Below are 15,645 nucleotides of genomic sequence, written 5' to 3' on the forward strand. Positions count from 1 at the left end.
TATTTCTATATATTTTTAATTATCCTTGTTTGGGTATTATCTGCGTTTTTTTGAAGAAAGAAGTGGTGCTTCCTGTACTTGCTTCATTACTCTCAAGAGATTACCTCCCCAAATCTTCCTTAAGTCTTCTTCTGTATATCCTTTTTCAATCATTTTTATGGTCAGATTAATTAAGTCATTATCTCCTTTACATCCTTGCAGACCACCACCGCCATCAAAGTCTGTACCTATTCCTACATGGTCTATGCCGGCTACTTTAATCATGTGGTCCAAATGTTCGGCAGCATCACAAACGGATGCGGCTTTTGGGTTTTTATTGATATAGGCATCAAGGAGACATAACTGTGCCACTCCGCCATTTTTCGCTAAGGCACGGAGTTGTTCGTCTGTCAGATTACGGTCATGGTCGCATAAAGCCTTTGACGAGGAATGAGAGGCGATGATAGGTTGTGTACTATATTTTATCACATCCCAGAAAGTACCTTCACTGGCATGTGATATGTCTATCATAATACCTAACCGGTTCATTTCCTTCACTACCTCACGACCAAACTGTGTCAATCCTTGAGTCGCATCTTCCGTATGAGTGGACGAATGGCAAATATCGTTATCATAAGAATGGCAGAGAGTTATATAATTAACTCCCATCTGTTTGTATTTTTTTATATTCTTTAGGTCCTTGCCGATGGCGTAACCATTCTCGATCCCTATAAAGAAAGCTTTCTTGCCTTCATTCTTTAAACGTACCAAATCCTCTTCCGTAAGGGCGATGCCGCAAAAATCTTTGTATTTTGCTACTTCGTCATAAATGGATTGAATCAATAGGGTGGTGCTTTCTACGGCTTTTTGTGAAGATACGTCATCTCGTTTCCCCTGCCATATAAATGCGGCTAGGAACTGTGCGTCCAATTTGCCTTCCTCCATTTTGGGGATGCTGACCATGTTGTCTTTTCTCAAGCCTACGCTGTAACCGTTTTTAAACCAAAGAGGAGTATCTGTATGAGTGTCAATGGATAGAATGCGGCTGTGAATTTTTTTAGCTAGGTTGAATGTATCAGCCTTGTTCACCAGGAATTTAAATAATTTATGCATGGTGGTATCTCCGGCAGCTGTAAATATTTCCGGATGAAATTGCACACCTATCATTTGCCGTATGGGATAAGCTTCTATAGCTTCCGCTATGCTGTCGGGTGCCCAAGCCGTGATTTTGAATCCCGGTGCCAATTCCCGGATAGCCTGATGATGGAATGTATTGACTTGCAGCACTTCTTGTCCTGTAATTTCTGCCAACTTGCTTTCCTTTATGATGGATATCGGATGGGTGGGGGTAGTGCCGGATTCTTTTTGGCGATGGTTGACACTTGAAGGATGTTGCGTGGGCAGATCTTGATATAAAGTTCCACCGAAAGCTACATTCATTAATTGTAGCCCCCTGCAAATTCCTAATATGGGAATATTCCGATCTGCGGCCATTTTCAGCACCATCAAGTCGAAGGTATCCCGGGCGGGGCTTACTTCTTCCAGTTTTTCATAAAGAAGGTCGCCATAATACATTGGTTGGATGTCTTCTCCACCTGTAAAGACAATTCCGTCCAGTCGGGATACAATTTGACGCAGTATTTCTACATTATCCGTTACAGGTATCATGTAAGGAATTCCTCCAGAGAGAATGACTGACTGTACATATGCCGTGTTTACGGCTGTCCGTTTCGGACTTATATCTGTGGAAATTCCAATCAAGGGAAACCTTTTTATTCCGGGAATCAATTCGGAATCCACTTTTTGATTCAACCGGACGAGTGCTTCGGACAAAGGATCCTTTTGACTTTTTTGTGCTTGTACATGGCAACATCCCAAAGCTAACAGTAATACTAAGAGGCATTTGTTTTTCATATGAATATAGATTTTGTCTTGCAGGCAAATGTATAAACTATGTTTTTATTGAAAAAATAAAATGCCATAAAAATAGAGTAGGAGGTACTTATTCCAAGCACCTCCCACCTTTATATTCAGAAAATATTCAATTTACTTCATATCTTCCACAGCAGCCTGCGCCACTTTCATATACGATTATTCTCCAATAGGTTACATTGTCGGTGTATGTGAAGTGTATGCGCTTTGGTATGACTTTTTTCTAAAGCTGCTACTTTCTTAGCATTATTATTCTATCGCAGCTTGCGCCTCTCCAATACATATCTGTATTTCAATAAGATGCAATATTTGTGTATGTAATCTGTATGCATCTTGATACAATGATTGGAATAGTTGCAATATATATTAAGGATGAATGATTTGACCTCTCTGTAACGAGATGACGCATTCATTTAAATTTCAGTATTGTTTATTTCCTATCTTTCAATAGCTCAATAATCACGTCCTTATCCTTCAGGTTTGAATCAAGTCGTAAAATCTGTGAGTTCAGACTCTCTATCTGCTCTTTCAGAAGCTTGATTGTTTCCCTCAGGTTCTCTGTTTCTTTCTTTTCGCTGGATAGCTGCACGGCCAGTTCTGCATCACCTATCAGGTTATTTGCATTTCCATCCAATGAAACGGCTGCAAGGTGTGCCGAGATATGATGCTGTTTCGGACAGAAAAGGGAAAAGAAATTGAAGTCCAATGCTTCGCTGACTTTAATAAGCCTGCTCGTTTCCATTGTCTCCCTTTCCAGTATGCGGTTTATGTGCTGCTGCGGTACACCTATTTTGCGCCCAAGCTCAGATTTGCTTAATCCAAGCTCGTTTCGTCTTTTGTCGATAGCCTGACCTACATGCACGTGTTTTATGTCATTATCCATGCGATTCCTTCAATAAATACATCTTAAACAATAAATCATCAAACAAATATTTGGTTATATAAACCATTTTATGTTACTTTGTGGTGTAACCTATTCATTTGGTGAATACAAAGTTAAACATTAAATATTAAACATCCAACAATTATGTCTGAAAACTTAGAAAAAATCCGTCCGGCACTTGTTGCCCTTGAAGTAGGTGAATCCGTTTCATTCCCCATCTCACGTTTGAAAAGCGTCCGTACCCAGGCTTCAGAGCTTGGTGCCATCTACAACCGTCAGTTCAAGACCAGGACTGACAGGGAAAACCATACCATTACGGTCAAACGAACAGTATAGAAAACCCAATCAGGTTTATATGAAGATATTACAGTTTCTGGACCATCTTATACCATACGAAACATTCCTGAATGATCTGTCCTCCAGAATTGTCAGGCAATTGAAAGCCGACAAGGATGATCCTGAATTCATAAGCCAGAGGAAGGCATACGAGCTTTTTGGCCGCAGGAATGTAGAAAGGTGGAAACGTCAGGGAAAGGTGGTCTCCTATAAAAGACCCGGTAAGGTGGAATACCGCACGGCAGACCTCAGGCTCCTGCAGCGAACCACCCAGGACTATTTTGATGAAAGTCAGCCGAAACAGGCAGAAAAACCGGTCAAGAAAGATAAGTGATAAACATATTATGGCTAATACTCTAATATTGATAAACTTTATTTGTTTATTTTAGCCGTGATACTCTATGAAATATAAAGAAAGCAATTATAGTAGGTACAGGAATGTGCGTCAGTAACCTTTGTTCACCAGCTTAACAATAAAGCCGGACAGATATTTGTATCGCACATTCATAATGATTTTATAATAATGAAAGAAATCAGACCAGCGTGCGATCCAAACGGTGTCTATTCAGTCAAGCGCACCTGTGCTGAACTCGGTATCAGCAACAAGACACTCAAAAAATACAGAGATAACGGATATATCCAACCGCTTAATCCTAATAATGTCAGCCGTCCGAAATACTCCGGCCAGTCAATAATCGATTGTTGGAACCTGCTCAGTACGTTATGATAAGCGAAACAACCATACGGAAAGTAAGGGAACTTGCCATTGAAGACGTACTCAGTCCTTATGTCAGGCTGTCCAGAAAAGGCTCAACCCTGATGGGACTTTGTCCTTTTCATACTGAGAAGACCGGTTCCTTTGCCGTTACTCCCAGCAAAAATCTCTTCCACTGTTTTAGTTGTAACCGTGGCGGTGATTCCATTACGTTTATAATGGAAAAGGAAAACCTTTCCTTCAGTGCCGCCGTGGAATTTATTGCCAGGAACCATAATATTCCGGTAGAATACATCAGAGAAGAGCGCAGTGAGGAACAGATGGCTGAAGCCAGGCACCGAGAGTCACTTCTGACAGTTCTCGATACAGTACAGTCTTTCTTCCTGCAAAATTTAAGAGCAACAGACAAGGAAGAGAGCCTTGATGCCAGAGCCTACGCATACGGCCGGTGGCATGCGGAGTTCTGTGCCTTTGCCGGAATAGGCTATGCACCGAAGGACGGTCAGGCCTTTATGGATTTTTGCAGAAACAAGGCTTTGAACGAAGAACTGCTGTACGAACTCGGTATGTTCAAGCGTGGCGAGGACGGAAACACATACGCCATGTTCCGACAGCGTATCATGATTCCCGTGAGAAACAGATGGGGACGCATCATTGCCTATACGGCCAGATACATCGGAGACAATAGGAAAGTTCCCAAGTATATCAACTCGGCAACAAGCATGATTTACTCCAAGGGAGAAACAGTATTCGGTATTGACCGTGCCGCCAGACTGCGTGATGCCGACTATTATATCATTGTGGAAGGTGCTCCTGATGTACTGAGAATGCAGTCGATTGGATACGACAATACAGTAGCGTCACTTGGAACAGCCTGGAGTGACAGCCAGTTCGAGCAGCTGAAGAAGTATGTATCCTCACTCTGTTTCATTCCAGATTCAGATATTGCGGAAGGCAAGCCATACGGACCGGGATTTGAGGCGGTGATGACCAACGGGGCTGCAGCCATAAGAAAAGGATTCCATGTAACAGTCAGGGAACTTCCTTTTGCAGAAATACCATCCGAGGCAGAAGGAGAAATCCAATATGCCAAGAATGATGCCGACAGCTATATCCGCAGCAGGGAGGATTATACTTCACTTCCCGAAAAGCATTTCATTATCTGGCTGGCACAGAAACGTTTTCTGGTAGCCGGTTCTATGGTAGAGGAAAGAAAGTGTGTTGCGGAAATAGCAGACCTGTTGCGCTATATAAAAGACCAGCTTGTGTATGACCAGTGCATAGAACAACTCTCCAGACTGCACGGCAAGGTAAAGCTATGGCGTGATGCCGTTACCCAGGCACGTGGGGAAGCCAGGAGAAGGAACGACAAGCCGACGGCCATGAACGAGATGCAGCGTGAAGTTGAACTGCTTCGCCAGTTCGGACTGTTCGTCAGGGAAAACTGTTACTACTCCATCGGTGAAGATGATGATGAACCGTCAAGAATCTCCAACTTCATCATGGAACCACTGTTCCATATCGAGGATGAGATAAACGGAACAAGAATCTTCCGCATGAGGAATATGTACAATGTATGCAGGGTTATAGAATTGAAGGAGTCTGAGCTCTGCTCGCTTAGCAACTTCCAGCAGAAGGTCGGCTCACTGGGCAACTACGTATGGCTGGCCAAGATAGACAAGCTCAACCGTGTAAAGGAATACCTGTATTCAAAGACCGATACGGCAGAACGTATCAGAAAGCTCGGCTGGAATGCAGCTGAAGGATTCTTTGCTTTCGGTAATGGAATATTTTTTACCAACACATTCAATGCCGTTGATGATTTGGGTATTGTCCGTGGAATCAACGGCAAGGCCTTCTATATACCGGCCACTTCAAAAATCTATCTCAACAATCCGGAGATATTCCAGTTTGAAAGACTCATGGTGCATGAGAACCGTAACGGGATAAGACTGTACGATTACGTAAAAAGACTGATGGAAGTATTCGGTGAGAATGCAAGCGTAGCCTTCTGTTACCTGGTTGCCACCCTCTTCCGTGACATCATATTCAGACGTACCCGCCACTTTCCCATCCTGAACCTTTTCGGTGAGAAAGGAACCGGTAAGACAACCCTGGCTACTTCCCTCCAGTCCTTCTTCCTGCACGGAGTTGATCCGCCAAACCTTGGAGTAACCTCTGTACCGGCCATGAACGACCGTGTGTCACAGGCCGTCAATACACTTGCCGTGCTTGATGAATACAAGAACGACCTCGACATACGCAAGATAGCCTATCTGAAAGGGCTCTGGGGCGGTGGCGGCCAGACCAAGAAGAATACGAATACAGACGGGATGGCAGCACAGACCATTGTCACAACAGGTGTAGCCCTTTGCGGCCAGGACAAGCCGACACAGGATATGGCACTCTATACCCGTGTCATCTTCCTTGCCTTTTCAAAGACATCATTCAACCAGAATGAGAAAAGAGCCTATGAAGACCTTGTATCAGTCTGCAACATGGGACTTACCCACCTCACCCTGGAGATATTGGGACACCGGGAACTGTTTGAGAAGAACTTTCCGGAAATATATTCCATTACCAAGCGTGAGCTGGCTTCGAAACTGGAGAATGAAACCATCCATGACCGTATATTCGGAAACTGGGTTATTCCATTGGCCACCTTCAGAACACTGGAGACAGTCATTGACGTACCTTTCAGCTATGCGGAGCTTTTTGAAACAGCAGTTAAAGGAATACGCAATCAGAATGAACTGGCTCAGGAAAGTTCGGAAATAGCGGACTTCTGGAGTATGCTTCAGGGATTCCAGACTTCAGGTAAATGTATTGAGAAGGCACATTACCGTATAAGGTATATGAAATCCTTCCGTCCGTTGTCGGTAAAGGAAGATATAGAATTTAAGGAGGCACGTCCTATTCTCTATCTGAACACGGCAGCCGTGGCGTCACTGTTCAACAGCAGGAATGCTGGTTCTACCTCCAACCGGTCTAACTGGTCCACCATCATGTCCTACCTGAAATCCCATGCTTCATATTTGGGATTGAAACAGGACAGATTCACCATACTTCTGCCCAGCGGGCTTCCTGACTATACCATTGACATTGTGAATGGCGAGCAGGTTAAGAAGGTAAAGGTAAACCGACCGAAGGCTTTATGTTTTGATTATCTCCAGCTGAAGGAGACTTTCGGACTGGATCTTGAAACTGAAGTTGTAGCTGAAGTGCAGGACATGCAGGAAGAAATGACTTCCGGATACAAACAATATCCTGAGCAGAAAGGCTTATTTTAATTGAGAATTTACAATAATAAATTATCATCAGAAAAATCCAACCCTTTTAAATGTATTCGTCAAGGAATTATTTACAGTTATCTTTTGGAATTTCAAAACTTAACTCTTATTTTTGTAGAAATCTTGCAAAAAAAGGAGTTAAGTTTATGATTTTAGAGTTTTGTGTCAGTAATTACCTGTCAATAAAGGATGAGTTAAAAATATCCTTTGTTGCAACTGCTCTTAAAGATGTTCTTACCGAGTCAAATGATATGATAACTGTACCCGATACCGGATTATCTGTATTACGGAGTGCAGTGATTTATGGTGCAAACGCTTCAGGAAAATCAAATGTTCTGAAAGCTATTGCTTTTTACAGGCGTTTTATCACGGACTCTTTCAAAAACAGTCAGGCCGGAGAAGCAATTGATGTAGAGAACTTCCGGTTGAATACCACTTCAATGAATGAGCCGACTACAATGGAAGCAACCTTTATTGTTGAAGGTTACACTTACCGTTATGGTTTTGAGGTTGACAGCAAAGCTGTACGTGCCGAATGGCTGTACCAGCGCACAAATAAAAAGAGAGCCAAAGAAGTTGAAATATTCTACAGGACAGAAGAAGAAACCGCTGTTCATCAGAAAAGTTCTTTATTGATAGAGCTTGTAAACAAGAAAATGGTGCGTGACAATGCTTTACTGCTGTCTACCGGGGCACAATTCAATGAGCCGATAGCAGTCAGTATCCTGCAATGGCTGAATGATATGCAAGTGATATTTGGCAATGATGAGGAAAGACTGTGGAAACAGGCTATAAAGTCTATGGATGATGAGAACCTCCGTTTGCGTATTACTAACTTTGCAAAATATGCAGATCTTGGGATAGACAGTATCGTAAAAACAGATAACCGTATCGTTAGTACTCACCGGCAATATGATGATGAGGGAAAAGAAACCAATAGTGTAGCTTTTTCATTCAGCAGTAATGAATCGGAAGGTACAATAAAATATTTTTCTTTGTCATATCCCATCATTGATGCTTTGGATAATGGAAAACTTCTTGTTATTGATGAACTTAACTCAAAGCTTCATCCTCTGTTGGTTCGTAAAATCATCGGCCTTTTCAATTCGGCAAAAACAAACCCGAAGGGTGCACAACTACTTTTTACAACTCATGATACCTTCCTGTTAAGCGCCGGTATGTTTCGCCGTGACCAGATATGGTTTACACAGAAAAACAGTTTCGGTTCTACTGAAGCATATTCACTGGTTGAATATAAGGTACGCAGCAATACTCCATTTGAAAGGGATTATCTGTTGGGTAAATATGGTGCAACTCCCATTATCGGTGAAATGGAGAGGGTCTTTAATATGGAGGAATGAGTATGGGAAGACAAACAAAAAAGGACCATCGTTCAGGCAGTCTGACCAGAAAGCAGGGAACGAGAAATGTAAAACAGTCTTTTCTCATAGTATGTGAAGGGGTACGTACAGAACCAGACTACTTTAAAGCTTTCCGTATGACAACTGCTACAGTCAAAGCTATAGGTCAGGCAATGAATACCATAAGTCTTGTCAATAAGGCAATCAGTATACGTGATACTGAACAAAAGAAGAAACATTATTATGACCAGTGTTGGGTTGTTTTTGACAAGGATGATTTTCCTGCAAAGGACTTCAATCAGGCAATAACCTTGGCTCAAAAGAACGGTTTTCGTGTTGCTTACAGTAACCAGGCATTTGAGTATTGGTTCTTGTTACATTTTAATCTCTATCGAGGTCCTCTTCATCGCCAGAATTATGCAGATATGTTGTCAAAACTTATAGGAATGCCATATTCAAAAAGTGAAGGATTTGGCGCTGTCATGTATAATAGGCTTTATCACCTGCAATCACAGGCAATAAAGAACGCAAATGTAGTACTTAACGAGGTTTCAAATGGAAATCCTGCCATGGAAGAATCTTCGACCACGGTACAATTATTGGTTGAAGAATTGAATAAATATATCTGAAATTGTGTTAATATACAAATTATAAGATTTTAAACTGAATATAAATATTTCTACTCACCAATAACAGAAATTATATTATATAATTTATACTTGTTCCTTGGAGAATTACTTGAAGATATTCAATCATTAATATCTTCAAGTAAATCCTTAGATGTAACCTTTTTTATTATTATAGGAAGTTTTGATAAATCCATTTCTTGCTGTTCGGTAATATTGGGTACAGAAATGAACAGTTTTTTTTCTGCTCGACTAATACCTACATAAAAAACTCTATGGTGGTTTTTATGTTCTAAATCAGGCTTTAACAGGAAACTGATATCTTCTTCTTTTTCAAGAACTAATAATACATTTTCAAACTCGTCACCTTTTGCCTTGTGTACAGTTTTGTTGTTCACTGTATTATCTGAAATGCTAACATAACAAGCTAAATCCCAATAATAATGTTCTTTGTAAAATTTTAGATTATTCTTATTTGGAGGTAAGTATTCGGTAAACCACGTATTTTCGTCTCGAACTTCCATCATTAACTTTACGTCCAAAAAGCAAAGTTATGATGACACAAGAAGAAGTGGTAGAGATAATGAACTACTGCCAAGAGCACAATGTGACTTATAAGTCAAGACTGGAGGAACTCAATATCCCTGTATGGCGGTTTTATGACAGCAAATCCCGTTATGCCGCCGAGCAATCATCTGGTAAAACGGCTCAAGGTGAGTTTATCGAGCTTCCGCACAGCGGATCTTTTGTTCCTGTTCCTTCATTTGCCGGTACAACCGGACGGAAACAGAAAAGCACCCCGGCCACGCCAAGCGGATTAAAAGAGATAGAAATACGTACCCCGACCGGTAGTTCCATACGCATTTGCGGTGGACTAAATGAAAAGGAACTGTATTCAATCATCCAGGCCTGCAGCCATGTTCAGCCTTAATGACAGTATGCGCTATCTGTTGTATAACCGCCCGACTGATATGCGCAAAAGCTTTCATACTCTCAGCGGTATCATCACCGACGCCATGGGGCAGGATCCCTGCAGCGGCAATGTGTATATCTTCATAAACCGTGCCCGTGATCGTATAAAGCTCCTGCATTGGGAGCCTGGCGGAATGGTGTTGTATTCCAAACTTCTGGAAGCCGGTACCTTAGGCAAGCCTGATTCTGCCAACGACAATGAGGTCTGTACAAATATAGAATGGCGGGAACTTGTCATGATTGTGGAAGGTATCATGGAAGCCCGCGACTCCCGTCGCACGAGACTTGAAAACCTGCAGAAACTTCGAAAATAGTGCCGTTTTCTTACTCTGTTTGCTTTTGTATGTCATTGGATTTTAGTATATTTACATTGTGAAACAATGAGATACAGATGCTTACGGAAGAACAGGAAAAAGCCTTATTGGAAGAGATTGATAAGCTCCGCCAGGATAAAGCGGCGCTTATCAGCAGGGTTGCTTCGCTGGAGCAGTCGCTGTACTGGCTCCGGAAAAAAGTCTTCGGCCGGATGAGCGAAAAAAATCTTCCGCTTGATCCCAACCAGTTGTTGCTGTTCTCAAAAGAAGAAATGTCCTCCATGGAAATATCCCGGATGGAGGATGAAGTCCGCAAAAGCGATGAAGAAATCACCAGAACCATAAAAGTCAAGGAGAAGCCGGCCCGCAAGCCCTTGGATACATCTTCTCTTCCGGTAGAGTTTGTTGATCTTTACCCCGAAGGGACAACGGACGATGAAGGCAGGCTTAAGGATGATTTCATTGAAATCGGAAAGGAAGAGAGTTCACGCCTGGAACGTGTTCCGGCAAAATTATATATCCTGAAGACCATCCGTCACAAAGTGATAAGTAAATCCGATATGGAGAAATACCCTGAGGAAAGGCAGATTCTGATTCACCCGCTACCTCTTGTTCCGGTCAGCAAATGTATGGCAGGCTCTTCGGTTCTGACAGACATTATCATCGGCAAGTTCATGTATCATCTCCCGTTCTACCGTCTGATACAGCAGTATCGCGAATCTGGAATCAGCATAAGCGAATCTACCATGTGCGGATGGTATGAAATGGCGGTGGAGAAACTCAGGCCGCTGTACAACCTGCTCAAACAGAAGATACTCTCCAGTGAATATATACAAGTGGACGAGAGTGTCATTCCTGTGCTGGACAATGAGAAACATAAGGCGAAAAATGGATATGAGTGGTGCGTGCGCGACGGCATCACGGGGGACGTCATGTTCCATTATGACCGTGGCAGCCGTTCGGGCATGGTAGCCCGTGAACTGCTGGGATGCTACCGTGGCATTGTGCAATGTGACGGCTATGCAGCTTACGAACAGTTTGAGCGGATGAAAGGAATCACCCTGGTCGGCTGTTGGGCGCATGCCAGAAGGAAGTACGTGGATGCCCTGGAAGAGAACAGGATCCTGGCCGCACAGGCAATACACTACATCGGCAAGTTGTACAAGGTAGAATCTGAAGCCGATGAAGCCGGACTCACAGCTGAAGAGCGTAAGGAAAAACGTATCAGTGAGGCCTATCCGCTGATACTCGAATTTGAAAAGTGGCTGCAGGATGCTTATCTTAGAGTGCTTCCTAAAAGCCGTATGGGTAAAGCCATCGAATATACGTACACGCTCCTTCCAAGACTTTCCAGATACGTAAACGACGGAAGAATAGAAATTGATGACAACCGCATAGAAAATGCCATAAGACCTTTGGCTTTGGGAAGAAAGAACTATCTGTTCTGCGGCAACGACGCATCCGCATACAGGGCTGCCATCGTGTACTCACTGATTGCCACCTGCAAATCAGCAGAAATAGACCCTAGAATCTGGATGGAAGATGTCCTGAGCAAAATTCCATATTACGAGAGGGATGAGAAGAATATGGAAGAACTTCTACCACGTAATTGGGCAAAATCCAATCAAACTTGTTCCGAATAGATACTATTAGTTCCGAATCGACTACGAATAGTACCGATTCGGAACTAATTCACAAAATTTGCAACGTGGTTTACCGAATGCTTACATTTGGAGAAGCAATCTGAATATTTAATTCTGTTTTTACAAATCTTAAAAAGCTTATTAAGTTATCATTTGAATATAAAGGATAGGCTTCAATCAGTTTCTTTAACATATAAGAAATTTTTTTACTGTCTTCTTCAATAAGCTTAAGACAATGATATGCTTCACCGTAATTTCCATCTCTGGTAAACTCTATTCCCTGTATAAGAGACTTAATGATGATTTTTCTTATAAGATTAGAATCAAAATCAGATTTTAAAAGATTCTCGCTTGGGGTATCTTCCTTTTGTGCTTTAAATGAATTAGCGATATGATTCGGATAAGAGAGAGTATGGATATCTGAGTTATTCAATAATTTCTTTTTGCAATAATTATAACAATCAAATTTGTCTCCTACAAGTAACATTGGGATAGTGTCATCAATATTCAGTATTTTGTCTTGTGTTAAATCTTTTCTAACGCAATTAAGTAAATCTATAATCTGATTACTACTTCTTCTATTACCTTTAATAACGTACCTATTCATCCCTTCAAGATGGAAATTGTCAAATTGTTGAATACTTGCTCCAATAAAGTCATATATTGATTGGCATCTGTCGCCAATGACTCCGATAATTATTCCGCTGTTACCTAAAATTTTAAATATTGCGATTTGAATTGGTGTAGAGTCTTGAAACTCATCTACGAAAAAATATGGATATGCAGATTTAATAAGAAATTTAATATTGGGGATTTTTGTTAGTAATTGATATGAAAAATACATAATGTCATCATATGTGATTACACCTTTTTCCCATAATATGTACTTATATGTATTATATATATAGTTAGGAAGGTAATATTTATCATTTGCTTTTATTGGAAATTTAGGTTTAAAATCTATACTGTCTTCTTTGAATTGCCAACGCGCTTGTGATATAGCTTCCGTTATTCTTTTGTTGGATACATAAACATAACCTGTTCTTTCCTTGACTGCTTGAGCTAATTGATTTCCAATAAAAAAATCATCCCCAGTCAACTTTAATTTTGAGTGATTTAACCCAAAATCTTTCGCAATAAAGTGAATATAAGGTTTCACTATATGAGTATAAAGGAAACTATGTATTGTGGCAACTTCCAATCTGTCAGAAGAACGACATACCCTTGACCTTATGGTGTTAGCACCCACATTTGTATATGTTATACAGGCTATCTTTCTTTTAATGCCTAAACGTTTGGAGTTTGATATTACATTTTTTATATGATTACATAACCAATGAGTCTTACCGGCCCCTGGACCAGCAGCGATTTTAAAACATTCATCGCAATCAATTAAATCATTAGATGTTATTGTATTATCCATTCTATAGCTTCGTTTATATATGGTGGTATATTCAAATATAAAGGTTTCTCAGATTCTAGATTATCTTCCAATTTTAATCTTAATTCAAAAGCATTCTCTCCTTTCCCCAAAGAGGATAAGTACCTTGTTGCTAATAATGATTTATATTTGATATCAACATGCCAATCTATTTTTTCCAATGCAGGAAGTAACCGTTCTTTGATTGTTTTATTCTTGCACTTATTAATTATAACTTTGGCAGTATCGTTAAATTTTCCTATATTGATTAGTTGTTGAAGTTCATTAATATTTGCAAGTGAATCAATAATTAGAATATCACTTGTAGTATTATAAAACATTAGATCATATTCTAATGTCTTGCCATAAATTGTATTATTTCTAAATATGCGAATATTGGGATGATCTTTATACTTTTTAATTGCTTCATCCGCATTAATCTTGTATTCCGTTTCTTCATCCACGTCGTACTCATATGGCCAACAAGTAGAAAATACTTTTGAACCTTTTGTTTTTCTTACAGGATCACGATCTGTAATTACAGCAACCTTTTTGCATATAGAATATTTATTATTCGAATCAAACAGTTTTAGAAAATGTTCAAAATATCTTCCACGCTCATTTATTACAACAATATGATGATCTGCAAAGTTAAATCCTTTGTATTTGGCTAATACAGGGAGTAAGAGTTCTTCTGCAATACCTTCAACAAAAACTATTTTGCTTGCAAAAAACATATCAGCATTTGTAGCATCTAGAAACCTTTGAACAAAGTGTTTGGATCCTTTTCCTTCTTCTGTATCATCAAAACATCTCCCTGGATAGGCAATTCTTATCTTTCCACTCTCTTTGTACATGCAAATCAAATCATCCAGTTTGACTGCTGACGTTATTTGCGTTGAATGTGTTGTAATAAACACTTGCTTGATGTTATGATTATCCCGATTCTGTCTGAGAAATTTAAGGAATTTATACTGCATGGAAGGATGAAGATGAGCTTCAGGTTCTTCTATTGCTAAAATAGGGAAAAGAATAGTATTGATTTTCATAAAATCTTCATCAGATTCTGCTTGCATTTTGGCTAATAATAAAGAAATATATAATAGGTTGTTATATCCAAGACCATTATGAGTCGCTGGAATTTCTATACCAATTTTATCTTTTACTATTAATTTGAGTATGGCAAGCAAATCACTTTCGGTAAGATTTCCACTGAAATCAGGGTAAGTCTTGTCAAAATTTGCACCTGTCGAATCTGAATAGTTGAGCATTACTTTTTTACCTTCAGAAAGTCTTTTCATCATGCTATCCATTAATGGCTCAGCTTTTTGTACAAACTCATCATGTAAAACTTTTATTTCATCATTTGTTTCTTTTTCACTTTTGTCTTTATCTTTCCTAATATCGTAATCAATAAAAAATTCTAACACATCACGTAATAACTTGTCATGTCCTGTAAACATATCACGACCTACATCCCTAATTGCATCAAGGAATTGAAAATCAAAACGGTTCTTAATCTTTGATATTGATATGCTCCTGTCATCAGTATTTCCTCCCCATAGTTCATATCTGTAAAGACGGATAAAATCACGTTTAATGATATTCCATATAGTATTTACATCCTGAATATCTGATACTTGCAATAAATATGATTCTAAATATTCATCTGGCAGATAAAAACAATAATTCATTTGTGCCATTAAAGGCTCTTCCAATTTTATTGTAGAACCTTCCCATATATTCAGTTCCTCATTCTCTATATCATCATTTTCACTTTGTGAAAGAACAACATTTATTTCAACTGAAGGAGCTTGTGATTTAAGTTTTTCAATTGTTGTATTTTTATTGAAATCATCAACAGAAAGCCTTCTGTATATATCATTAGATGTAACTAAACTTAATGCTTTTAATATATTGGTTTTGCCTGCATTGTTATGTCCAATTATGACATTAATACCATCGTGGAAATCTACAGTAGTATTATCAAAATTTCTGAATCCTTTAATTGTAATGTTTGAAATATACATTGAGTAAAAAATCTAATTGTGAATAATATAATCTCAAAAATAATGATTATTATTGTTTTAATATTTAATAGACGATAAAAATATACTCAAAATAAGTTTTTAAATTTGATGGAAGAATTAGTATTGGAGGAGTAAATTCCCTCC

At 39.7% G+C, this 15,645-nt stretch carries 14 protein-coding genes; 9 read left to right on the top strand and 5 right to left on the bottom strand.

The annotated features are described in order from the left end of the window. Positions 1-36: 36 nt before the first annotated feature. A complete protein-coding gene (locus tag ACT8YW_RS08390) occupies positions 37-1,893 on the bottom strand; it encodes a gamma-glutamyl-gamma-aminobutyrate hydrolase family protein (protein ID WP_005840012.1) in 1,857 nt (618 codons plus the stop codon). Between the two features lie 448 nt (positions 1,894-2,341). Next, complete coding sequence (locus ACT8YW_RS08395; RefSeq protein WP_032595873.1) at positions 2,342-2,794, bottom strand: helix-turn-helix domain-containing protein; 453 nt, start codon at positions 2,792-2,794, stop codon at positions 2,342-2,344. A gap of 144 nt (positions 2,795-2,938) precedes the next feature. Here ACT8YW_RS08395 and ACT8YW_RS08400 point away from each other — a divergent pair, with 144 nt between their 5' ends. From ACT8YW_RS08400 to ACT8YW_RS08425, 6 genes are all read left to right on the top strand, one after another. Beyond that, complete coding sequence (locus ACT8YW_RS08400) at positions 2,939-3,130, top strand: hypothetical protein (RefSeq protein ID WP_007843190.1); 192 nt, start codon at positions 2,939-2,941, stop codon at positions 3,128-3,130. A 19-nt stretch (positions 3,131-3,149) separates the two neighbouring features. Continuing rightward, positions 3,150-3,464 carry a hypothetical protein gene (locus ACT8YW_RS08405; protein WP_005815676.1) on the top strand — a complete coding sequence of 105 codons (315 nt, stop codon included), beginning with the start codon at positions 3,150-3,152 and terminating at the stop codon, positions 3,462-3,464. 189 nt (positions 3,465-3,653) lie between these two features. Further along, complete coding sequence (locus tag ACT8YW_RS08410; protein ID WP_025892289.1) at positions 3,654-3,857, top strand: hypothetical protein; 204 nt, start codon at positions 3,654-3,656, stop codon at positions 3,855-3,857. Then, positions 3,854-7,135: a DNA primase gene (locus tag ACT8YW_RS08415; RefSeq protein ID WP_118935628.1), complete on the top strand. Its 3,282-nt coding sequence runs from the start codon at positions 3,854-3,856 to the stop codon at positions 7,133-7,135. The genes ACT8YW_RS08410 and ACT8YW_RS08415 overlap by 4 nt, the downstream gene beginning before the upstream one ends. A 146-nt stretch (positions 7,136-7,281) precedes the next feature. Beyond that, positions 7,282-8,496, top strand: coding sequence for an AAA family ATPase (locus tag ACT8YW_RS08420; protein ID WP_118935629.1), 1,215 nt, complete (start codon positions 7,282-7,284; stop codon positions 8,494-8,496). After that, complete coding sequence (locus ACT8YW_RS08425) at positions 8,493-9,125, top strand: RloB family protein (protein WP_118935630.1); 633 nt, start codon at positions 8,493-8,495, stop codon at positions 9,123-9,125. Before ACT8YW_RS08420 ends, ACT8YW_RS08425 begins: the two co-directional genes overlap by 4 nt. 119 nt (positions 9,126-9,244) lie before the next feature. Here the strand turns inward: ACT8YW_RS08425 and ACT8YW_RS08430 are convergent, their stop codons facing one another. Continuing rightward, a complete protein-coding gene (locus ACT8YW_RS08430; protein WP_118935631.1) occupies positions 9,245-9,649 on the bottom strand; it encodes a 3'-5' exonuclease in 405 nt (134 codons plus the stop codon). 26 nt (positions 9,650-9,675) lie between these two features. Here ACT8YW_RS08430 and ACT8YW_RS08435 point away from each other — a divergent pair, with 26 nt between their 5' ends. The 3 genes from ACT8YW_RS08435 to tnpC all read left to right on the top strand — a co-directional run bounded on the left by ACT8YW_RS08435 (position 9,676) and on the right by tnpC (position 12,051). Next, a complete protein-coding gene (locus ACT8YW_RS08435; protein WP_228683641.1) occupies positions 9,676-10,053 on the top strand; it encodes a hypothetical protein in 378 nt (125 codons plus the stop codon). Between the two features lie 7 nt (positions 10,054-10,060). Further along, positions 10,061-10,408: an IS66 family insertion sequence element accessory protein TnpB gene (gene tnpB / locus ACT8YW_RS08440; protein ID WP_444104621.1), complete on the top strand. Its 348-nt coding sequence runs from the start codon at positions 10,061-10,063 to the stop codon at positions 10,406-10,408. A 77-nt stretch (positions 10,409-10,485) separates the two neighbouring features. Further along, the gene (gene tnpC / locus ACT8YW_RS08445; protein ID WP_118935632.1) at positions 10,486-12,051 is read left to right on the top strand and encodes an IS66 family transposase; all 1,566 of its coding nucleotides are present in this window, start codon (positions 10,486-10,488) and stop codon (positions 12,049-12,051) included. A 70-nt stretch (positions 12,052-12,121) separates the two neighbouring features. Here the strand turns inward: tnpC and ACT8YW_RS08450 are convergent, their stop codons facing one another. Next, complete coding sequence (locus tag ACT8YW_RS08450) at positions 12,122-13,474, bottom strand: UvrD-helicase domain-containing protein (protein WP_217753841.1); 1,353 nt, start codon at positions 13,472-13,474, stop codon at positions 12,122-12,124. Continuing rightward, entirely contained in the window at positions 13,459-15,501 is a 2,043-nt protein-coding gene (locus ACT8YW_RS08455) for an ATP-dependent nuclease (protein ID WP_118935635.1), read from the bottom strand. Before ACT8YW_RS08455 ends, ACT8YW_RS08450 begins: the two co-directional genes overlap by 16 nt. Positions 15,502-15,645 lie beyond the last annotated feature (144 nt).

This window comes from Bacteroides sp. (genome assembly GCF_052357945.1).
GTDB lineage: Bacteria > Bacteroidota > Bacteroidia > Bacteroidales > Bacteroidaceae > Bacteroides.